Origin of the sequence: Phreatobacter sp., from assembly GCF_030691135.1 — a bacterium.
Taxonomy (GTDB): Bacteria; Pseudomonadota; Alphaproteobacteria; order Rhizobiales; family Phreatobacteraceae; genus Phreatobacter.
Window position 1 is genome coordinate 46,330 of record NZ_JAUYFA010000057.1, and the last position, 20,824, is coordinate 67,153.

Here is a 20,824-nt window from a genome sequence, read left to right on the forward strand (position 1 = left end):
GACGGCCATGGCCTGCATCCTCGGCATCGACATCGGCACCACCTCGACGATCGCGATCCTGGTGCGTATGCCCGGCGAGGTTCTCGGCCTCGCCTCGCGGCCGGTGACGTTGAACTCGCTCCATCCCGGCTGGAGCGAGGAAGACCCGGCCGAGTGGTGGCGCAATGTCTGCGCGTTGACGCACGAGCTGATCGCGACCACCGGGATCGATCCTGCGGAGGTCGCGGCGGTCGGGACGACCGGCATGCTGCCAGCGGTCGTGCTTCTCGGCGCGGCCGGGGAGGTCCTGCGCCCGAGCATCCAGCAGAGCGACGGGCGCTGCGGGGCCGAGGTGGAGGAATTGCGCCGCGAGATCGACGAGGCCGCCTTCATCCGCCGTGCGGGCAACGGCGTCAATCACCAGCTGGTCGCCGCAAAGCTGCGCTGGATTGAGCGGCACGAGCCCGACGTGTTCGGACGCATCGCCACCGTTTTCGGCTCGTATGACTATATCAATCTCCGGCTGACCGGGGAGCGGCGGATCGAGCAGAACTGGGCGCTGGAGGCCGGGTTCGTCGACCTGGGAACGCATGCTGTTGCTGACGACCTCGTGGCCTATGCGCATGTGCCGCGCGCTGCGGTGCCTCAGAAGGCGCTGTCGCAGGAGATCATCGGCACGATCTCGCCAGCAGCAGCGGCCGAGACCGGGCTTGCAGCGGGAACACCGGTGGTCGGCGGCGCCGCCGACATGATTGCCTCGGCGCTCGCCGCCGGTGTGACCGCCCCCGGCGATGTCCTGCTGAAATTCGGCGGCTCGGTCGACATCCTCGTCGCCACCGACAAGGTCCAGCCAGATCCCAGGCTCTATCTCGACTACCATCTCGTGCCCGGCCTCTTCATGCCGAACGGCTGTATGTCCACCGGCGGTTCGGCGCTCAACTGGTTCGCGCGGACCTTTGCCGGTGGTGAAATGGCGGCCGCGGCCAGTGCCGGCCTGACGATCCACCAGCATCTCGACCGTCTCGCGGCCGCCCGGCCGGCAGGAGCCGAAGGGCTGACGATCGTGCCCTATTTCCTCGGCGAGAAGACGCCCGTCCACGACGCCGATGCGCGCGGGATCGTCGACGGCCTGACGCTGAGCCATGATCTCGGCCACCTTTGGCGCGCCCTGCTTGAATCCTATGCCTTCGCGCTTCTGCACCATCTGGAGGTGCTGCGGGACATGGACCACGAGCCGAGGCGGTTTCTCGCTTCCGACGGCGGCTCGCAGAGCGGGCTCTGGATGCAGATCGTTGCGGACGTCATCGGCGAAAGGGTGGAGACCCTCGCCGGGCATCCGGGGTCCTGCCTCGGCGCTGCCTGGACCGCGGCCATCGGCGCGGGCTTGACCACCGACTGGAACGGGCTCCAGGCCTTCGTGTCGCCCGGCCGCGGCTTCGATCCGGACGGTACGAAGGCGGAGGTCTACCAGCGGGGCTACCGTCGCTACCGTGAACTCTACCGCCGGCTGGCGGAGCGGCCCGCGTGATCCGCGCCATCGCCTGGGATATCGACGGGACGCTTGTCGACAGCGAGCCGCGGCACCACCGCGCCCTTCTGGTGGCATCCCGGGCTCTCGGCGTCGCTCTCGACGACCTGCCCGATCAGGCCTTCCGCGGTGTTCACATGCTGGACGTGTGGGAGGTCTTGCGATCGCGCTACCCGAGCGATGTGGGAAGGGATCCCTGGCTTGATGCGATCAACCGCGCCTATGTCGCCGATGCCGAGCCGCTGACGCCCATCGCCGGCGGGGTCGACGTCATCCGGTCCCTGCACGGGGCCGGATTGACCCAGGTCTGCGTGTCGAACTCCAACCGGGTCGTGGTCGATGCCAATATCGTCGCCCTCGGGCTCGCACCCTACCTCGTGGGGTCGATCAGTCTCGATGATGTGGCCTGCGGCAAGCCGGATCCCGAGCCCTACCGGATCGCCTGCGCGATGCTCGGGCTGCCCCCGCATGAGGTAGCGGCCGTAGAGGATAGCGCCACAGGCGCGGTGTCGGCGCGCGCGGCGGGGCTGTTGGTCATCGGTTTCGGCCCGGCCCTCGGGCACGGCGAGGCCGATCTCATTTGCGGGAGTCTTCTGGAGATTCCTCGCCTGCTCCAAGAGGCGGTGGCTGACCGGCCGGCAGGGCCGCAGAGGGCCGTCAGGCCGGGGTCAGGCGGGTAATGCGGCTTGGATTGACCTCGGCCAGATAGAGCGTCCCATCGCCGGTGCCCCAGATGCCGTGGGCGCCGTTCAGGACCGGTCGGCAGGATCCGACCAGGTTGCCGTCGCGGTCGTAGCGCGTCAGCCGTGGCACCTGGTCCGTCACGAAGATCGAGCCGTCGGCCGCGCTCCAGACGTCCATGGCACGCGGCAGGTCGGGCCACTGGGCCAGCGCCTCGCCTTCGGGTGAAAAGACCTGGAGCCGGTCGTTCTCGCGATCGGTGACGAGGACCCTGCCGTCGCCGGCGACCCAGACGCCGTGCGGCGTGCTGAATTCGCCCGGGGACTTGCCACGCCGGCCGAAGCTCCCCAGACGATCTCCCGCCGCCGAAAAGCGCTGCACCCTGGAGGCGCCATAGCCGTCGGCGACATAGAAGCTGCCATCCGCCGCGAAGGCGACCGAGGAGGGGTGCGAGAAGGGCTCGCCCGGTCGCTCGGGTGAACCGATCGTCCTCGTCACCGCTCCGTTGGGTCCGAAGAAGACGAGGCGATGGGCGTCGCGGTCGACGACGACGACGCGGTCCTGCGGATCGACTGCCAGCATATGGGCGTCCAGAACGTCATCGGCGCCGAAAGACCTGACAACCCGTCCGAGCGGGTCGAGTTCGACGACGGGGTCGCGCGGTTCATCGACCAGCGGATCGAGCCGCAGCAGAACGAAGACGTGACCGCGGCTGTCGCAGGCGACATCGCTGACCAGGGCGCTCCCGCGTTCGAAGGCGCCGAACGGCCTTTCGACACGGTAGCGCTGCGGTCCCAGCGACACGAAGAGAGCCCTGGAGGCGGTTTCGGCGGACATGGCGGTCACCCCTGTGGGTTGTGACGAAACACTAGATCGAGGCCATTCGCTTCAGGCCAACCAGCCGGTCGCAGACGATGAGTGCGACGATGGTCCCGAGGATGAGGAGCGCGGAGATGGCGGCGACCGTCGGGTCCGGTGACATTTCAACCTGGTTGAGAAGCTGGATCGGCAGCGTCTTGGTGCGCACGTCCACCAGGAAGATCGAGACGGGATAATTGTCGAAGGACGCGATGAAGGCGAAAAGCCCGCCGCTGACGAAGCCCGGAAGGATGTTCGGCACCAGCACGGTCCAGAGAGCCGCAGGGTAGGAGCGTCCGAGCATGCGGGCGGCATCGACCATCGCGAAGTCGAACAACGACAGGCTCGCCAGTACCGTGCGCATGATGAAGGGCATGGTGATGACGACATGGGCGATCAGCAGGGTCGTATAGGTGTCGCGCAGACCGAAATCGCGCGCTGCCTGCAGGAAGGCGATGCCGAGGACGAGGCCGGGCAGCATCAGCGGCGAGGCCATGAAGGTCGCCACCGCCTTGGCGCCGGGAATCATGCCCCTTGTGATGGCAATGGCGCAGAGTGTGCCCAACACCAGCGAGATGGCAGTGGAGAGGGCGGCGATCTGCGTCGAGAGCCAGACCGCCTGCAGCATCGAGTCGGCATTGCCGAGGGACGCATACCAGCGCAGCGAGAAGCCGGGCGGCGGAAAGGCGAAGACGGCCGAGGAGGAAAACGACACCGTCAGGACGATGAGGATCGGCATGAAGAGGAAGGCGATGACGAGGCCGAGGATGAGGCGACAGAAGAGGGAACCGAAGAGGGCCATGGCTCAGTGCTTCTCCCCGCCCGGCGAGCGGACGAGATAAGAGGAGGCAAGGATCAGCGCGGCCGATATGACCAGCATGATGACCGCCATGCTCGCTCCGAGCTGGAAGTCGCGGATGTTGAGGTAGGCCTTTGCCATGACCTGCGACATGGTCATGAAGCGGTCGCCGACGAGCAGGCCGGGCGTCACATAGGCAGCCACCGAAATCGAGAAGACCAGGGTCCCTCCGGCGATGACACCGGGCATCGTGAGCGGCAAGGTCACGCGCAGGAAGGTGTGGAGCGGGCCGGCGCCGAGCGAGGCGGAGGCGTCCATGAGCCGCGGGTCCAGCATCCGCATCACAGAATAGAGCGGCAGGATCATGAAGGGCAGGAAGACGTTGACCATGCCGAAATAGAGGCTGAACTCGGTGAAAACGAGGCGCATGGGACGCTCGATGAAGCCGAGGTTCACCAGCAGGAAATTGATGATGCCGTCGCGACGCATCATGATCGTCAGGCCGAAGGTTTTGACGACGACGGATACGGTGAGCGGCAGGAAGATCAGGGCGAAGAGGACCACCTGCCATACGCCCTTGATCCTGGCGAGAGCCCAGGCGGCGGGGTAGCCGACGGCGAGGCAGACGGCGGTGGTGATGCAGGCCAGCTGCAACGAATTGCCGATGATCCCGATGTAATAGGGGTCGCCGAGCACCTTGCGGTAGCCGGCGAGGCTCAGGCCCTGGCTGTCGACGAAACTGTCGCCGACCAGCATGAGCACCGGGACGGCGAAGGCCAGCGCCATGAATACCAGGCCGGGCGCGGCGATCAGCGCCTTCGCATCGAATTGCCAGCGCGAAACCGGGGTGGGCGGCACTGCCAGGTCGTCTCGGGCGAGCGTCATCGGGCCGCCTCGGTCGGTGCCGGGAAGACGCGGCTGTCGTCGACGCGCCAGCGCAGCGTCATGGCCGAGCCGGGCTCGACAGTGTCGGGCAGGCGGTTCAGTTCGACATGCAGACGGTCCCCCTCCTGCGCCGTCTGGAAGTGGAGCAGTGTGCGCGAACCGAAATAGATGACTTCGGCGACGGTGCCGCGCACGGTGTTGTACTCGCCTGCCGGCCCTTCGCCGGCGGCGATCGCCTCGGGCCGCACGCCGACGACGACCTTGCTGCCGGTGAGGAAATGGCCGGGGGCACGGATCATACCGAAGGGCGTATCGATTTCGACCAGGCTCTCGCTGCTGCCTTTGACCACGCCGGTGATGCGGCTCGACTGGCCGACGAACTCCATCGTGTAGAGCGATTTCGGCCGGGCATAGACCTCCGAAGGCGTGCCCAGATGCTCGATCCGTCCCTCGTTCATCACGGCGATGCGGTCGCTCATGACGAGCGCTTCATCCTGATCGTGGGTGACGAAGATCGACGTGATCCCGAGATTGCGGAGAATGTGCCGCAGCTCGATCTGCATCGTCTCGCGCAGCTTCCTGTCGAGTGCCGAGAAGGGCTCGTCGAGGAGGAGAAGGCTCGGCTCGACGACCACCGCGCGGGCGACGGCGATCCGCTGCTGCTGACCGCCCGACAAGGCTGTGACGGCACGGTCGGCGAAGGCCTCCATCCGCACGAGTCCAAGAGCGTTCTCGACCTTTCGGGCCTGCTCGGCCTTCGGCACGCCCTTGGCCCGGAGGCCATAGGCGATGTTCTCCGCAACCGTGAGGTGCGGAAACAGGGCGTAGTTCTGGAACACCACGCCGATGTTGCGCTTGTGGGCTGCGACGCGCGTGAGATCGCGACCGCCGACCTCGATCGCGCCCTGATCGGGCGCGAGGAGGCCTGCGATCAACCGCAGCAGCGTAGTCTTGCCGCAGCCCGACGGACCGAGCAGAGAGACGAACTCCGCCCGGCCGACCGAGAGACTCAACGTATCGAGAACGGTGGCGGCACCGAAACGCTTGGTGACGTTGGATACCGCCAGATAGCTCGGCTCCTGATGCGTCTCGGTCGCCGGCGGTGTCGCCGTCGCATGCTGGCTCATCGCGAGGAGACTTCCCGCTCGAACCGCTCGATCATCGCATTGCGATTGTCGGCGAAGTATTCCCAGTCGAGGGCGACGAGCTCGGGGAAGCTGACACCCTGCGGCAGCACGGTCTTGGCATTGGTGGGCTTCGACCAGAAGGTGCGGGCGATGAGGGCCTGCGTCTCCGGGTTCAGCATTTCGTTGATGAAGGCGATGCCAAGATCCTGGTTGGGGCCGCCCTCGACCAGCGCGACGCCGGCGGGCATGGCGAGCACGCCCTCCTTGGGCATCCCCTGGTCGACCGGCGCGCCCTGGGCCTTGCGGAACAGCGTCGTGCGGGAATCCGGCGCCATGTAGAGGTCGCATTCACCGGTCTCCAGCAACTGCTGGGCCTGCGGCGCGTTCGACGAGACCTGGATCACGTTGGGGCGCAGTTCCTTCAGACGCTCGATGCCGGCGCCCCACTCCTTCAAAGCCTGGTCGAGGGGCTTCTTGGTGGCGTAGGAGGCGGCCGCGACCAGCGGCGCGACGGCCTGGGTGATGCGCATCGAGATCATGATGATGCGCTCGCGGAATTTGCGGTCCCAGGCGTCGTTGTAGGAGGCGAGGCCCTGAGGCAGCGCCCGGGTGTTGTAGGAGAACGAGCACATCGGCTGGCACCAGTTGACCCACATAGCGTCGCGCGGCTTGGCAGCAGCCGGGATGTCGCCGAGATTGGTGATGTCAGCCGGCAGCTTCCGGATGACCTTCTCGCGCTCGGCCAGCACCAGCACCGGATCATCCATCATCGTCACGGTCATTGTCGGCCGAGCCTTGTTCGCCCTGATCTTCTCGAGGTTGATCAGTGAGTTGGTCCCCTCGAAGAGGATCTTCATGTTGTGCTTGCGCTCGATCACCGGAAACAGGATGTCCGTCAGGCCCGGCGAGGCCGGACCGCCGACGAAGATCTCACGCGTCTGGCCACGGACAATGTTGGGGAAGCCGGTGACGGCGAAAAGGGAACCGGCAGCAAAGGTGCGGCGCGAAAGGCGGGTCTTGTAGGCCATGCTGCATCATCCTCGGGTTGGGGGCGTTGGTCTTGTGTGACGCGGGTTTCGCAAGGGACGTGCCATCTCCCCGCGCCGATCTGCGGTTCAGACGAGGTGACCGTCGACCGCGTTGAACGGCGTCGGGAACCGTTCGAGCGGCGCGCTCATGGGATAGGGTGGACGGGCGATGAACCGGCCACCGCCGGCGGGTCCGGTCACGGTCCGGCCGTCGAAGATCGCCTTGCCGCGCAAATAGGTCGCCACCGGATAACCCCGGGTCCGATAGCCTTCATAGGGCGTGTAGTCGCCGCCGTGATGCATCAGCTCATTGGTCAGGATGACCGATTTTTCTGCATCCCAGAGGATGAAATCGGCATCGCTGCCGACCGCCAGGCTTCCCTTCTGGGGAAATAGCCCGAAAAGTTTGGCGGGATTGGTGCTGGTGAGCCGCACGAAGGTCGGCAGGTCGATGCGGCCCTTCGAGACGCCCTCGGTGAACAGGACAGGCAACCGCGCCGCGAGGCCAGGAATCCCGTTGGGCACCTTGTTGAAGGGGGCGGGGTCGCCTGCGAACTTCTTGCCCTTGGGGTCGTCGAAGCGCGTCGGTGAGTGGTCCGACGAGACCACTTCGATAACGCCGCGCTTGAGATAGCCCCAGAGCGCTTCCTGATCGGCTTTTGTCCGGGCAGGGGGGCCGAAAATGAACTTGGCACCCTCGAAACCTGGACGGTCGAGATCATCTGCGGTCAGGGTGAGATAATGAACGCAGGTCTCGCCCCAGACCTTGAGGCCGCGGGCCTGGGCCCTGGCGATCTCCTCGGCCGACTGGGCCCCGGAGACGTGAAAAATCTGGATGGGGACGTCGAGTGCCTCGGCCAGGCTGATGATCCTGTATACAGCCTCCCGCTCAGCGATCATCGGTTTGGCATATGCATGAAATTTAGGCGTTGTTAAATCAGCAGAGACGAGTTGTTCAGTGAGCCAGGCGATGAGGTCGTGGTTCTCGGCGTGGACGCAGACGAGGGCCTCGTTGCGGCGGGCAGCCGCCAGCACACGCAGCGCCTGCCGGTCGTCGAGCCTGACACCGTCATAGGTCATGAAGACCTTTACCGAACGGCACCCCTCGGCGATCAGCCGCGGCAACTCGACATCGAGAACCTCGGATGTCGGGTCCGTCACTGTCAGGTGGAAGGAATAGTCGACGCGCGCCTGGCGAGCCTTGATGTGGTAGTCGGCGGTGATGGCGGCGAGAGAACCGCCCTTCGACTGCCAGGCGAAGCAGACGACTGTCGTCGTGCCGCCGGCGGCTGCAGATGCGGTGCCGCTCTCCCAAGTGTCGCACATTTCCGGTCCGAGGCCGGTCTGTTCGAGATGAACATGGGTATCGACGCCGCCAGGCAGAACAAGCAGTCCCGTGGCATCGACGATCTTCTCGCAGGGTCCGAGATCTCTGCCAATGGCGGCCACCACACCGTCCTTGATGCCGATGTCGGCCTCATAGACTTCCGTGGCGGACACGATTTTCCCGCCCCGGACGATGGTGTCCAACGTGGTCATAGGCGCTGCCTCGAAGCCCGTCCAAAGATCGGGGCTTAGACTGCGTCAGCGATCTACACACCGCAAGCGGTAATATGGATAGAACAGGTATGGCAGGCCGTCACCGCCTCGGCGACGGCGGTCGGCGGATGGGGCCTGCCCGTCGGGATCCGGCGAGCAGTCCCTGTCGGTTCCTACGGACACGCGAGACGAGCAATATCCTCGCGCCCTCTTGATATTCGAATAATTGAATATATTACAAGGGCGCACATACCGGAGCGCCCGGGGGGCGTCAAGCGGCCATCGCAACGACGCCATGCCCACACCATGCTCCATCGTGAACAGGAGAGGGAGATTCCCATGAACATCGACAACGCCGTTCTCAGCTTTGCGGGCCTGATGATCCTCGCCTCGCTGGCGCTCGCCTATCTCGTGTCGCCGTGGTTCCTTGCGTTCAATGCCTTCGTCGGCGTCAACATGCTGCAGGCCGGGTTCACCGGATTCTGCCCCGCCGCCATGATCTTCAAGGCCATGGGCCTGAAGACGGGTTGCGCGTTCAAGTAAGGATGGGACGATGCGCTCGCACCATTTCCTGATCTCCGGCGTCCTCGGCCTCGCCGTTGCGGCCTTGCCCGCCACGGATGTCCTTGCGGCCGAGGAGGTTGTCAGCCCTGTCGCCGTGGTGGACAGCAAGGCTGTCTATGGCCGTATCGAAAGCCGGTTCGTCGTGCCGGCCCGCTCGCGCATCGGCGGGACGCTCGTCGATCTCGATGTGACCGAGGGATCGGTGGTGGAAGCGGGCCGGCCGATCGCCCGTGTCGTCGACGAGAAGCTCGCGCTGCAACTGAACGCCGCCGATGCGCGCATCCGCGCCGTCTCCTCGCAGCTCGATAACGCGCGGGTCGAGTTCGAGCGGACGACCGCACTTCTGGCCCGTGGTGCGGCGACCCAGCAGCGCGTCGACCAGTTGCGCACGCAGGCCGAAGTCCTCACCAACCAGATGAATCAGGCGGAGGCCGAGCGGGCCGTCATCCTCCAGCAAGCGACGGAAGGCTCCGTCGTCGCACCGGCTGCCGGGCGTGTGCTGACGGTGCCGATCCGCCGTGGATCGGTGGTGCTGCCGGGCGAGCAGGTCGCAACGATCGCGGCCGGCGGCCTGTTCCTGCGGCTCGCCATTCCTGAGCGCCACGCCCCCCTGTTGAAGGTCGGGGCGATGGTGGAGGTCGGTGAACGCGGCGCTGCCGAGTTGGGCGGGGCCACACGCGGGACCATCGAGAAGGTCTATCCCCAGATCGAGGCCGGACGCGTCATCGCCGACGTGGCCGTGGAGGGGTTGTCGGATACTTTCGTCGGCGAACGCGTGCTTGTGCGGGTGCCCGTCGCGACCCGCCAGGTTCTGGCGGTGCCCGAGGCCGCGGTGATGCTGCGGGCGGGAATCGACTTCATCCGCGTCGCATCGGGCGGGGTTGAACGCGACGTCGCCGTCATCATCGGCGCGGTTGTGGAAACGCCGGCCGGTCCCCGCCGCGAGATTCTCACCGGGCTCAGGCCCGGCGACCGGGTGATTGTGCCGTGACCGAGACACCGAAACTCGGCATTGCCGGCGCGTTGACCCGCGCCTTCATCACCTCGCCGCTGACGCCGCTCTTCCTCCTGGCCTCTCTGGTGCTGGGAATGGTGGCGCTGGTCACGCTGCCGCGCGAGGAAGAGCCGCAGATCTCCGTGCCGATGGTCGACATTCACGTGCGCGCCGACGGCCTGAAGGCCGAGGATGCTGTCAAGCTGGTGACCGAGCCGCTGGAGACGCTCGTGAAGTCGATCAACGGCGTCGAGCACGTCTATTCGACCACCCGAGACGACGGCATGCTGGTGACGGCGCGGTTCCTCGTCGGCACCTCGGCTGATGCCGCGATCCTGCGTGTCCACGAAAAGCTGCGCGCCAATCTCGACCGTCTGCCGACCGGCATTCCCGAGCCGCTGATCGTCGGCCGCGGTATCGACGACGTGGCCATCATGGTCCTGACACTCGCCGCCCGGCCCGGCGCCGTCGACCGCTGGAGTGCCAACGACCTGACGCGTGTCGCCCGGGAGTTGCAGGTGGCCGTCTCCCAACTCGACAATATCGGCCTGACCTACCTGGTGGGCCAGCAGCCCGAGGAGATCCGTGTCGAGCCCGATCCGGAGCGTCTCGCCCGTGCCGGCCTGACGCTTCAGGCGCTCGCCGCCAAGGTGGAAGGCGCGAACCGGGCCTTTTCCGCCGCGACGATCCGCGACGGGAACCGCCAGATCGGTCTTGTCGCGGGACAGACGCTCAGTGGCCTGTCGGAGATCGGCAATCTCCTCGTCACGACGCGCGACGGCCGCCCGGTCTATGTGCGCGACGTCGCGCGCGTCCTGCTCGCCACGGAGACCGCCGAGACCCGCGTCTCGCATCTGGCGCGCAATGGTGAGGGCAGATTCGACCGCGCGCCGGCCGTCTCCCTCGCCATCGCCAAGCGGGCAGGGGCCAACGCGGTGACCGTCGCCCACGACATCCTCGCCGCGGTGAAGCGGCTGGAGGGCAACGTCGTGCCCGGCGATATCGCCGTCCACGTAACGCGCGACTATGGCGAGACCGCCAACGAGAAGGCCAACGAGCTGCTTTTCCACCTCGCCCTGGCGACGATTTCCATCGTCCTGCTGGTCTGGGTGGCGATCGGCTGGCGCGAGGCCCTCGTCGTCGCCATCGTTATTCCAGTCACGATCCTGCTGACGCTCTTCGCCGCCTGGATCATGGGCTACACGCTCAACCGCGTCAGTCTCTTCGCGCTGATCTTCTCCATCGGCATCCTCGTCGACGATGCCATCGTCGTCATCGAGAACATCGCCCGCCACTGGGCGATGAAGGACGGGCGCTCGCGCGTTCAGGCGGCGATCGACGCGGTCGGCGAGGTCGGCAATCCAACCATCGTCGCGACGCTCACCGTCGTCGCGGCCCTGCTGCCGATGCTCTTCGTCTCGGGCATGATGGGGCCCTATATGAGCCCGATCCCCGCCAATGCCTCGGCGGCGATGATCTTCTCCTTCTTCGTCGCGGTCATGGTGACGCCCTGGCTGATGTTGAAGTTCGGCAAGGCCCACGGAGGCGCCAACGGGCATGCGGGCGGCGGCCACGGGGCCGACGACGGGGGCGTCCTCGGGCGCGCCTATCGGCGTGCGGCGGCACCGATCCTCGCCTCGAAAGGGCGTGCCTGGATGTTCCTCATCCTCGTCGGCATCGCGACGCTCGGTTCGATGGCGCTTTTCTACACCCAGCATGTCACGGTGAAGTTGCTGCCCTTCGACAACAAGTCCGAACTCGGCGTCGTCGTCGACCTGCCGCGCGGCACGTCGGTGGAGGAGACCGACCGCACGCTGCAAGAGATGGCGGCACGCCTTGCCGGTATCGCCGAGATCGCCTCGATCCAGAGCCATGCGGGCACCGCGGCGCCGTTCAACTTCAACGGGCTGGTCCGCCATTCCTACCTGCGCAACGAGCCGCAGATGGGCGACCTGCAACTCAACCTCGTGTCCAAGGACAAGCGCAAGCGCGCCAGCCACGACATCGCGCTGCAGGTGCGCGAGACGCTGCGCGCCCTCACCCTGCCGCCTCGTACTGCGGTGAAGGTGGTCGAACCGCCGCCCGGACCGCCGGTCATGGCGACGCTGCTCGCCGAGATCTACGGGCCCGACGCCGATACGCGGCGGCAGTTGGCGACCAAGGTGCGCGAGGCCTTCGCCTCGGTGCCCTTCATCGTCGACGTCGATGACAGTTTCGGCACTGCCGCCGAGCGGCTGCGGCTGACGGTTGCCGATGATTCGCTCGAGTTCCACCGCGTCGAGCAGTCCGACGTCTTCTCCACCATCCGCATGCTCTTCGGCGGAACGACCGTGGGCTATTCGCACCGCGGCGGCGGGCGCCAGCCGATCCCGATCCGGCTCGCCCCCGCCAAGAGCGGTCTCGTCATTGACGAGCGGGCACTGGCGACCCCGGTGCCAGCCAATATCCTGCCCGGCGACCGCTCCGTGGTCGAACTCGGCGACGTCGTGCGGCTGACCCGCGAGACGACGTCGCTGCCGATCTTCCGCCGCAACGGCCGCGCCGCCGAGATGGTGACGGCTGAGCTCGCGGGGGCCTTCGAAGCGCCGCTCTACGGGATGATCGCCGTGCAGCGCGCCATCAATGCGGCGGACTGGGGACCGGTGCCCAAGCCGGTCATTGCGCTCAACGGCCAGCCCGTGGACACCACGAAGCCGGTGCTGCTCTGGGACGGCGAGTGGGAAGTGACCTGGGTGACATTCCGGGACATGGGCGCGGCCTTCATCGTGGCGCTGCTCGCCATCTATATCCTGGTCGTGATGCAGTTCGGTTCGTTCAAGGTTCCGCTGGTCATCCTGACGCCCATTCCGCTGACCTTCATCGGCATCCTGATCGGCCACTGGCTGTTCAACGCGCCCTTTTCGGCGACGTCGATGATCGGTTTCATCGCGCTCGCCGGCATCATCGTGCGCAACTCGATTCTGCTGGTCGACTTCATCCGCCATGCCCGCGCGCCGGGGCGCCCGCTGACGGATGTCCTGCTGGAGGCCGGAGCCATCCGCTTCAAGCCGATCCTCCTGACGGCGCTCGCCGCCATGATCGGGGCGGTGACGATCCTGACGGATCCGATCTTCCAGGGGCTGGCGATATCGCTGCTGTTCGGCCTGGCGTCCTCGACGCTGCTGACCGTGCTGGTGATTCCGGCGATCTACGTGGTGTTGCGCGGGGAGCGTACTGCTGCGGCCTGAGACCGTTGGTTTCAATGGCGAAAACGAAAGCGGCCCGCGCCGCGGTTTGATCCGGAGCGCGGGCCGTCATCGACGATCGCTACTGTGTGCGCTTGCCGTCCGCGGCGAACTGCCGAAGGTAGGCGGTCAGGTCGGCGATCTGCGTTTCGCTGCGGATGCCGGCGAAGACCATGCGCGTGCCAGGCGTGACCTCGCGCGGGTTGCGGATGTAAGCGGCGAAATTCTCCGTCGACCAGACCTTGGACGCGACTGCCGGTGTCTTGTAGGCCGGGGAGTAGTTGAATCCGGCGACGGAGCCGGCCAGCCGGCCGAACAGGCCGTTCAGTTGCGGGCCGACCACGTTGCGGGCCGTCTCGCCGACCTGATGGCAGGCGCGGCACTGGGCAAAAACCCGCTCGCCGGCTGCGGCATCGCCGGCGGCAGGAGCAGCGGGGGCTGCGGCAGCTGGCGCCGCGGGGGTGGTCGGCGCGGGAGCCTGGGCCATCAGGGGTGAAAGCACGGTCGTCGTCGCGAAGAATGCGGCGAGGGCTGCGATGCGCATGGGTAAATTCCTTTGCGTGGGAGACCAGGGATGGCGGCGGCCGTCATCCCTATTCTTGTACATAGGGCGGCTTAAGAACGGATCACGTGAACATGTCAGCCGTGATGCCGGCATACCAGCCCATGTTCTCTTCCTGGGTCTGCTTGCGGAGCTCGGCGGTCTCGCCGGTCTTCGAGATGAAGGTCTCGGTGGCGGCGATTTTGCCGTCCTTGGCCTCGTAGCGGCCACCAACCTTCACGGTGTCGTCGGTCTGGATCAGGCTCCAGCAGGTGTTGGCGTAACGGGCCGGGAAGGTTCGCGCCCCTGCAAGCTCCCCACGCACCATCAATGCGGCAACCTTCGCCTGGCTGTTGGCGGAAAAGCCTGATTTCGGCATGTCGCCGGCGATACAGGCGTCGCCGAGAACATAGATGTTCGGATCATTGGCCGACTTCATGGAGGCGGCATCGATAGGGCAAAAGCCCGAGGCATTGGCCAGCCCCGCATCACGCGCTATCGCGCCGGCCATCTGTGCTGGAATGACGTTGACCAGCGCGACATTGTCATAGGTCTCGAAGCCGGTGACCACCGTGTTGGTCTTAGGGTCGACCGACTTGATCCCGTCGTGCACCTTCGGGCCGATCCACTCGACCATCCCGGGATAATGCTTTTCCCAGCCTTCCTGGAACAGCCCCTGCTTGGAGAAGCTCTCCTTCGGATCGAGGACGATGATCTTGGACCGGGTTCGGCCCGAGGCCTTGAGGGCATGGGCCATCATCGAGACGCGCTCGTAGGGACCGGGCGGGCAGCGGTAGGGATTGGGCGGCGCGATCATGACGATCACCCCACCGTCGGGTACGGCATCGAGCCGGGCCTTCAGCAACCGGGTCTGCGGGCCGGCCCGCCAGGCGTGCGGCATCGTCTCTTCGTGTTCACGGCCCCAGCCGGGAACGGAATCGTATTTCATGTCGATGCCGGGCGACAGGACGAGCCGGTCGTAGCCCAGCCGCGAGCCGTCGGCGAGGACGACCTCCTTCTTCTCGCGGTCGACGCGCGTCGCCATCTGCTGGTTCATCCGGAAGCCGTTGGCGGCCGAGACCTTGTCATAGGCGTGGGTGATCGATTCGAAGGAGCGGTAGCCGCCGAGATAGAGATTGGAGTGGAAGCAGGTGGTGAACTGGCTCTGCGGTTCAACCAGTACGACGTCGATGGCGTTGCGGGCGTCCTTGGCGATGTATTTGGCCGCGGTCACGCCACCGGGGCCGCCGCCGACCACGACGACACGTGCCCGGGCCTGGCCGAGAAGCGCCGGAGCGCCCAGGGTCACGGCCGCCATTGCACTGCCTGTTGCCAGGAAATGTCTGCGATGGATCGTCATGTGTCTTCCTCCCATTGTTGTTTTGGCCGGTTGTTACGGCTTGTTGTCGGATGTTCTATCCGATCTTGAGATAGGCGAAGCCCTTGCTCTGGAGCGCGGCGACGGTCGCAACGCCCGAGGGGACGAAGGTGATGAAATCGGCCTTCCTGACCTTGGAACGATCGAGATTCAGCCGCTGGAAGGTGATGTCGCAGAGATGCACCTTCAGGCCGTTCTGGGCCTGGGCCAGCACCCGCTCGAAGATCTGCGGCACCATGGCCTCGTCCCGCCAACTGGTGCCCTCAAGGCTCTCGAGGAAGAACTTCACCCCGGTGCCATGCGCCACGATAACCAACTGGATGGCGAAGGGATCCGCGCCATAAGCGGAAAAATGATTGGCGATATTCGTCAACATCTGCACGAAGCGGGGCGGATCGCCGAAATCGCAGTGGTAGAGACAGGCGACGTCCGCTTCCTTCTTCAGGTCGGAGAACTGCAGCATTGGTGTGGCCCGCGCCGGAGTCGCAGCCACCGCGGAAGCCAGGGCCGCGCCCCCCAGGAGAATTCTACGATCGATGCCCGCCATGTTCTGCCCCGCTCCCGCGTCCCGTTGTCGTCATTCGCGCGGCTTCAGGCTGCCGAAATAGGTGGCGAGGGCCGCCACTTCCTCCGACGACAGCCTGACCGCCATGGCCTGCATCACCTGGTTCTCGCGCTCGCGCCGTCTGTAGCTTTCCATCATCGCCACGAAGGCATCCTCCGGTAGGCCGATGATGGCGGGAATTCCCGCCACCTGACGCCCCGAGATCTGGTGGCAGGTGACGCATTCGGCCGACAGATACTCGCCGAGGGCGAGGTCACCGGCACGGCCGGTCGCCGACAGCCAGAGTGCGGTCGGCAGGACGGCGAGCAAGGCCAGCGCGGGGGATCGCCGGCTCTTGCTCATTCGACCCTCGGGCCACTGCGTCCCTCGGGCGTCACGTCGATCACGCGGGCGCGGCCGGTGACCTGCGGCACCGTCGGGCGGCAGTCGGTCATGCAGGGGTTCGGATTCCAGAAGGCCCGTTCCGTCGTCTCGCGGTCATCGTCATAGAAGCCGCCGACATTGGGCATGGGGACGGAGGTGAAGTTCTCGCGCGTCAGTTCGAAGCTCTCCGGCACGAGGTCGTTCAGGTACATGATGTAGGCGGTGAGGGCGTAGACCTCGTCGTTGGAGAGCGACTGGGCGTTGCCGTATGGCATGGCGCGCCGGACATAGTCGAAGGTCGTCGAAAGGTAGGGCCAGAAGGATCCGAGGGTCTTTTCCGGGTTCTCGCCCTTCAGCGATCCGCGACCTCCGGCGAGAACTGGCCAGCGCCCCGCACCCTCGCCGAACTCGCCGTGACAGGCGGCGCACTGGGTCTGGTAGATGTCCTCGCCCTTTTTCACGCTGCCGCTGCCGGGAGGCAGACCCTGTCCGTCAGGACGGATCGCGATCGCCCAGGCGGCGACCTCGGCCGCATGGGCCTCGCGGCCGAGCCCGGTCCTCTGCGGCGCAGCCACGTGTGCAGCGGCGGCGACGGCGCCAGCGGCGGGCGCCGCAGGGCGCTGCTGTGCGAGGACCATCCCGGTTCCGGCGAGCGCGACGCACAGGGTCGCGGCGGTGAAGACCTTAGCCGATCTCGACATTTTCGGTCTCCCCATTGGCGCGGACCAACCAGGTCTGGATGCCGTTGTTGTGATAGATGGAGTTCACGCCGCGCACCTTGCGCAACTCGTCCTTGGTGGGTTGGACATAGCCCGTCTCGTCGATGGCACGGGACTGGATCATCAACTCCTGGCCGTTCCAGTCGAAGTCGACATAGAAGCGGGTCAAGGACATCGGCAGGACCGGTCCATCGATCCGCGCGGTGCGCCAGTTGCGGCCGCCGTCGATGGAGACGTCGACACGACCGATCTTGCCGCGGCCCGACCAGGCGAGCCCGGTGAGGACGTTCGGTCCCTTGTGTTTGAGCGGGGCCTGGGGGGAGGGGTTCGTCACCACGGATTTCGCGTCCATGATGAAGGTGAAGCGGCGGGAGCGGCCGTCGGCCAGCAGGTCGGTGTATTTCGACGTTTCCTCGCGCTGATGCCAGGGCTGGTCGCCGACCTCGATGCGGCGGAGCCACTTGACCCACATGTTGCCTTCCCAGCCGGGAACGACAAGGCGGACCGGATAGCCCTGTTCCGGGCGCAGGGCCTCACCGTTCATCGACCAGACCACCAGACAGTCCTTGAGGCCCTTGTCGAGCGGGATGGAGCGGGTCATCCCCGAGGAATCGGCCCCTTCCGCCAGCAGCCACTTGGCGTTGGTCCTGATCCCGGCCTCGTCGAGCAAGGTTTTGAGCGGGATGCCCGTGTACCAGACGTTGTGGACCATGCCGTGGGTGAACTGGCAGCCGTTGAGCTGGGCGCCGCGCCATTCCATGCCGGAATTGGCGGCGCATTCGAGGAAGTAGGCGTGGTTCTGCCGACCGGGAAAGCGCTTCAGGTCCTCGACGGTAAAAACCATGGGCTTGTCGACGAGGCCATTGATCATCAGGCGGTGCTTGCTTGGATCGATCTCGGCGATGCCGCCGTGGTGGCGCTCGAAACACAGGCCGGACGGTGTGATGATGCCGTCAAGTTCATGCAGCGGTGTGAAGTTGACCGAGGATTCGCGGCTCGCGGTCAGCCACTCGACGTCGCGGCGCACGACGTGCTTCTCGAACTGTGATGGCGAGCCATAGGGCCGGGCCTGGACGCCGTCGCCGAGCACCCGTGCCCAGTCCTGGACATCCGTGATGAGCGGATCGGGGGTTGCGGGCGGCGCGGCCCTGACACCGGTCGCGGCAGTGGCGAGGCCAGCGCCGGCCAAGCCGGCGGCGCCGAGGAAGCCTCGCCGGTTGAGCCGCGCCGTCTCGCGCGACATGCCGGTTTCCGTCATGGCGGTCTCCTGTGGGGAAGGGGGCCTGATCATGCGCCTGTGACCTTCACAGCTGCGTTGGGCTCGATCCGAATGGTCTTGTGGCGTGCCACATGGGACTTCACGACATCCCAGATCGGTGGGCCCTGGGTTCCCTGGTTGACGCTCGCCCAGCCGGCGACCGTGTAGGCCTTGGAGGCTTCGAGCGGCCGGCCGGTCTTGAGGAGGGTAAGGTCGGAAATCCGCCGGCCCATCGGTGCAGAGACGTCGATGGCGTAGCCGACGCCGCCCACCCGCACCATGTCGCCACCACCCTGGAAATAGGGGTCGGGGTGGAAGATGTTGTCGGCGACATCCTCAAGGACGTCCTTGAGCTGGGCGCCCGTCATCTCCATCCGGTAGCAGGCCGGATAGGTGATCGCCGTGGCATTGGCGATGGCGTCGAAGGTAATGGGGTCGCCTGGCAGAAGCGTCGCGCCCCAGCGGAAGCCGGGGGTCAGCGCGATCTCGGCGTCGCGTTCGGCCAGCATCGCCTGGGCGATCAGATCGTCGAAGGTGCCATTGAAATTGCCGCGCCGGAACAGAAGACTTTCCGTCCGGCCGATCTCCTGGGCGAGTTCGGCTGCGAAAGGCTTGCGGATCGCATCGATGAGCCCGGCCATGGACGGATCGGGGGTGATGGCGTCGGAGAAGACGGGCAGCAGCTTATAGCGGTATCCGGAAACCTTCTTGTCGCGGATGTCGAGGTCGAGGCGGGAGATGAACTTCCCGTGCGAGCCGCTTGCGACGAGGATGGTCCTGCCAGCCGTCACCACACCCGGCATGGCGTCGTGGGTATGGGCGGTGAGGATGACGTCGATCCCGTTCACCCGCGTGGCGAGCTTGGCATCGACGTCGAACCCATTGTGGGACAGCAGGATGACGACGTCGGCGCCCTCGGCCCGGGCCTCGTCGACCTGCTTCTGGATATCCTCCTCGCGCAGGCCGAACTCCCATTTGGGGATCATCCAGCGGGGATTGGCGATCGGGGTGCGCGGGAAGGCCTGGCCGATGACGGCGATCTTCGCGCCGCCCTTTTCGAAGGTCTTGCGCGGCTCGAAGACCGCTTCCTGCCATTCATTGTCGCGCACGTTCTGCGCGAGGAAGGCCGCCTTCGATTTCTCCGCGAGTTCCTTGACGCGGTCCTCGCCATAGGTGAACTCCCAGTGCGAGGTCATGGCCTCGACGCCGAGGGCGTTCATCACCTGGACCATGTCGTCGCCGCGGGTCTGCAGCGCCGTCCACGACCCCTGCCAGGTGTCGCCGCCGTCGAGCAGCAGCACCTTGTCGGCCCCGCGCTCGGCCCGGACGGCCGAAATCAGCCGCGCGACGCGGTCCATGCCGCCCATGCGTCCATAGGTCCGGGCGAGCTGGGTGAAGTCATCGGCGGTCAGGGCGTGGGCTTCCGCTGTGCCGCCGCCGACCTTGAAATGATCGCGGAACGCCTGGTCGGTGAGGTGCGGGGGCTTGCCCTTGGCGGGACCGACGCCGAGGTTGATCGACGGCTCGCGGAAATAGAGCGGCATCAACTGGGCGTGGATGTCGGTGACGTGCAGGATCGTCACCTGGCCGAGCGGCTCGAAGCGGAGAATGTCCTGTTCCGACAGGCGCTGCTGGGCCGCGGCGCGACCGAGCGGGCCGAGGCCAGAGGCCACCGCCAGGGCATGGGCAGCCGCCGTCGCATGCAGGAAGTGCCTGCGCGAGATCATGGGAATGTCCTGTCGTTCGAAGGAGGCGGCGCGGGCGCCGGCGGCGCCCGGCCCTTGCCTCAGCTCACGGTGATGCGGCTGGTCGCCGTGTACTCGGCGCCGTCATCGTCCTTCCAGACCATCTTCAACTCGCCGTTTTCCGACGGCTTGAAGAAGAAGGATTGATAGGGATTGGCCGAGATCGCGGCATGCCAGTCGGCGTCGAAGACCGGCTTGCCGTTGAAGGTCGCCGTGAAGCGATTGATGATCTTGCGCGGGATCGGCTTGCCGTCCTGGCCGCGGCGCTGGCCGCTCTCCATCTCGTGGGAGATGAGCGTCTTCACCTCGACGACGTCGCCGGCCTTGATGTTGCCGGGAACGCGAACGCGGGGGGTGGGTCTCGTCGACATGGCTCTTGTCCTCCCTCAGCCGCCGCAACCGCCGATGGTGACTTTCACCTCGGCCTTGGTGGTGAACAGCGATCCGTCCGACATCTCGGCGACCGCGACGATGTTCTGCGTCTGCGCCAGGCGCATGCGGGTGGAGGCCGAGGCCCGGCCCGACAGCGGTGAGAAGCGGAACGTCAGGACGCCGGGCAGCGGGTTGCCATCGGCGTAGACATGCACCGCCTTGACGTAGTTCTGCTCGGTCATCGGGCTTTCGACGTCGACGGTGATGGGAACGACCAGGCCGTTCTCGGCGATCTGCGGAACGTCGAGTTTGATGCGGCCCTCGGACATCGCCTTGCCGTCGTAGAGCTTCTTGATTTCCGCCTCGACCGCCTTGGAATCGGCCTTGGACAGGCTCGGCGCGATGACGGATGTTGCGGCGGCAAGGGCTGCCATGTGCAGCACGTTGCGTCTCGTCCGATAGACGATTGGACCCGCCATGGGGACCTCCTTCGTGGTTTCCAACCTGCGACGGCTCTCTTGCGGAACCGATCGATCTTCTTCTTGACGCCGCAGTTCGTACCTGCAAGCTTCGACATATAGGAATATAGTTTTTCGTGAATGTAAAGCACGAAAGACGAAGCCTTTCGGATCGCTCCGCCAGAGGGCGACCGGGGACGAAGCCCAAGGAGAAGACCA

At 66.0% G+C, this 20,824-nt stretch carries 20 protein-coding genes; 5 read left to right on the forward strand and 15 right to left on the reverse strand.

Annotated elements, in window-relative coordinates; translation table 11 throughout:
• Positions 1-7: 7 nt before the first annotated feature.
• Positions 8-1,507 carry an FGGY-family carbohydrate kinase gene (locus Q8O26_RS09735; protein ID WP_305575313.1) on the forward strand — a complete coding sequence of 500 codons (1,500 nt, stop codon included), beginning with the start codon at positions 8-10 and terminating at the stop codon, positions 1,505-1,507.
• Positions 1,504-2,187, forward strand: coding sequence for an HAD family phosphatase (locus Q8O26_RS09740; RefSeq protein ID WP_305575314.1), 684 nt, complete (start codon positions 1,504-1,506; stop codon positions 2,185-2,187). The genes Q8O26_RS09735 and Q8O26_RS09740 overlap by 4 nt, the downstream gene beginning before the upstream one ends.
• Here Q8O26_RS09740 and Q8O26_RS09745 read toward each other — a convergent pair.
• The 6 genes from Q8O26_RS09745 to hydA form a co-directional block, all read right to left on the reverse strand.
• Entirely contained in the window at positions 2,165-3,025 is an 861-nt protein-coding gene (locus Q8O26_RS09745; protein WP_305575315.1) for a hypothetical protein, read from the reverse strand. The genes Q8O26_RS09740 and Q8O26_RS09745 overlap by 23 nt on opposite strands.
• Before the next feature lie 31 nt (positions 3,026-3,056).
• On the reverse strand, positions 3,057-3,848 hold the full coding sequence (locus Q8O26_RS09750) for an ABC transporter permease (protein WP_305575316.1): 792 nt from the start codon (positions 3,846-3,848) through the stop codon (positions 3,057-3,059).
• 3 nt (positions 3,849-3,851) lie between these two features.
• Positions 3,852-4,730 (reverse strand): ABC transporter permease, encoded by an 879-nt coding sequence (locus Q8O26_RS09755; RefSeq protein WP_305575317.1) that lies wholly within the window; start codon positions 4,728-4,730, stop codon positions 3,852-3,854.
• Complete coding sequence (locus Q8O26_RS09760) at positions 4,727-5,857, reverse strand: ABC transporter ATP-binding protein (protein WP_305575318.1); 1,131 nt, start codon at positions 5,855-5,857, stop codon at positions 4,727-4,729. The genes Q8O26_RS09755 and Q8O26_RS09760 overlap by 4 nt, the downstream gene beginning before the upstream one ends.
• Complete coding sequence (locus Q8O26_RS09765) at positions 5,854-6,885, reverse strand: extracellular solute-binding protein (RefSeq protein WP_305575319.1); 1,032 nt, start codon at positions 6,883-6,885, stop codon at positions 5,854-5,856. The genes Q8O26_RS09760 and Q8O26_RS09765 overlap by 4 nt, the downstream gene beginning before the upstream one ends.
• Positions 6,886-6,972: 87 nt before the next feature.
• Positions 6,973-8,424 (reverse strand): dihydropyrimidinase, encoded by a 1,452-nt coding sequence (gene hydA / locus Q8O26_RS09770; RefSeq protein WP_305575320.1) that lies wholly within the window; start codon positions 8,422-8,424, stop codon positions 6,973-6,975.
• Positions 8,425-8,763: 339 nt separating this feature from the next.
• Here hydA and Q8O26_RS09775 point away from each other — a divergent pair, with 339 nt between their 5' ends.
• The 3 genes from Q8O26_RS09775 to Q8O26_RS09785 are packed head-to-tail and all read left to right on the forward strand — an operon-like array spanning position 8,764 to position 13,209.
• Positions 8,764-8,967: a DUF2892 domain-containing protein gene (locus tag Q8O26_RS09775; RefSeq protein ID WP_305575321.1), complete on the forward strand. Its 204-nt coding sequence runs from the start codon at positions 8,764-8,766 to the stop codon at positions 8,965-8,967.
• Positions 8,968-8,977: 10 nt separating this feature from the next.
• The gene (locus Q8O26_RS09780) at positions 8,978-9,979 is read left to right on the forward strand and encodes an efflux RND transporter periplasmic adaptor subunit (protein ID WP_305575322.1); all 1,002 of its coding nucleotides are present in this window, start codon (positions 8,978-8,980) and stop codon (positions 9,977-9,979) included.
• Positions 9,976-13,209, forward strand: a complete 3,234-nt coding sequence (locus tag Q8O26_RS09785; RefSeq protein ID WP_305575323.1) for an efflux RND transporter permease subunit — start codon at positions 9,976-9,978, stop codon at positions 13,207-13,209. Before Q8O26_RS09780 ends, Q8O26_RS09785 begins: the two co-directional genes overlap by 4 nt.
• A gap of 79 nt (positions 13,210-13,288) precedes the next feature.
• Here the strand turns inward: Q8O26_RS09785 and Q8O26_RS09790 are convergent, their stop codons facing one another.
• The 9 genes from Q8O26_RS09790 to soxY all read right to left on the reverse strand — a co-directional run bounded on the left by Q8O26_RS09790 (position 13,289) and on the right by soxY (position 20,626).
• Positions 13,289-13,750, reverse strand: a complete 462-nt coding sequence (locus Q8O26_RS09790; protein WP_305575324.1) for a cytochrome c family protein — start codon at positions 13,748-13,750, stop codon at positions 13,289-13,291.
• Between the two features lie 82 nt (positions 13,751-13,832).
• A complete protein-coding gene (locus tag Q8O26_RS09795) occupies positions 13,833-15,107 on the reverse strand; it encodes an NAD(P)/FAD-dependent oxidoreductase (RefSeq protein ID WP_305575325.1) in 1,275 nt (424 codons plus the stop codon).
• A 55-nt stretch (positions 15,108-15,162) separates the two neighbouring features.
• Entirely contained in the window at positions 15,163-15,588 is a 426-nt protein-coding gene (locus Q8O26_RS09800; protein ID WP_305575326.1) for a DsrE family protein, read from the reverse strand.
• 114 nt (positions 15,589-15,702) lie between these two features.
• The gene (locus Q8O26_RS09805; RefSeq protein ID WP_305575327.1) at positions 15,703-16,032 is read right to left on the reverse strand and encodes a c-type cytochrome; all 330 of its coding nucleotides are present in this window, start codon (positions 16,030-16,032) and stop codon (positions 15,703-15,705) included.
• Positions 16,029-16,754, reverse strand: coding sequence for a c-type cytochrome (locus Q8O26_RS09810; protein WP_305575328.1), 726 nt, complete (start codon positions 16,752-16,754; stop codon positions 16,029-16,031). Before Q8O26_RS09810 ends, Q8O26_RS09805 begins: the two co-directional genes overlap by 4 nt.
• Positions 16,738-18,030, reverse strand: a complete 1,293-nt coding sequence (gene soxC, locus Q8O26_RS09815) for a sulfite dehydrogenase (protein WP_371134513.1) — start codon at positions 18,028-18,030, stop codon at positions 16,738-16,740. The genes Q8O26_RS09810 and soxC overlap by 17 nt, the downstream gene beginning before the upstream one ends.
• Before the next feature lie 29 nt (positions 18,031-18,059).
• Complete coding sequence (soxB, locus tag Q8O26_RS09820) at positions 18,060-19,757, reverse strand: thiosulfohydrolase SoxB (RefSeq protein WP_305575329.1); 1,698 nt, start codon at positions 19,755-19,757, stop codon at positions 18,060-18,062.
• 59 nt (positions 19,758-19,816) lie between these two features.
• A complete protein-coding gene (soxZ, locus tag Q8O26_RS09825; protein ID WP_305575330.1) occupies positions 19,817-20,146 on the reverse strand; it encodes a thiosulfate oxidation carrier complex protein SoxZ in 330 nt (109 codons plus the stop codon).
• Between the two features lie 15 nt (positions 20,147-20,161).
• Positions 20,162-20,626, reverse strand: coding sequence for a thiosulfate oxidation carrier protein SoxY (gene soxY, locus Q8O26_RS09830; protein WP_305575331.1), 465 nt, complete (start codon positions 20,624-20,626; stop codon positions 20,162-20,164).
• Positions 20,627-20,824 lie beyond the last annotated feature (198 nt).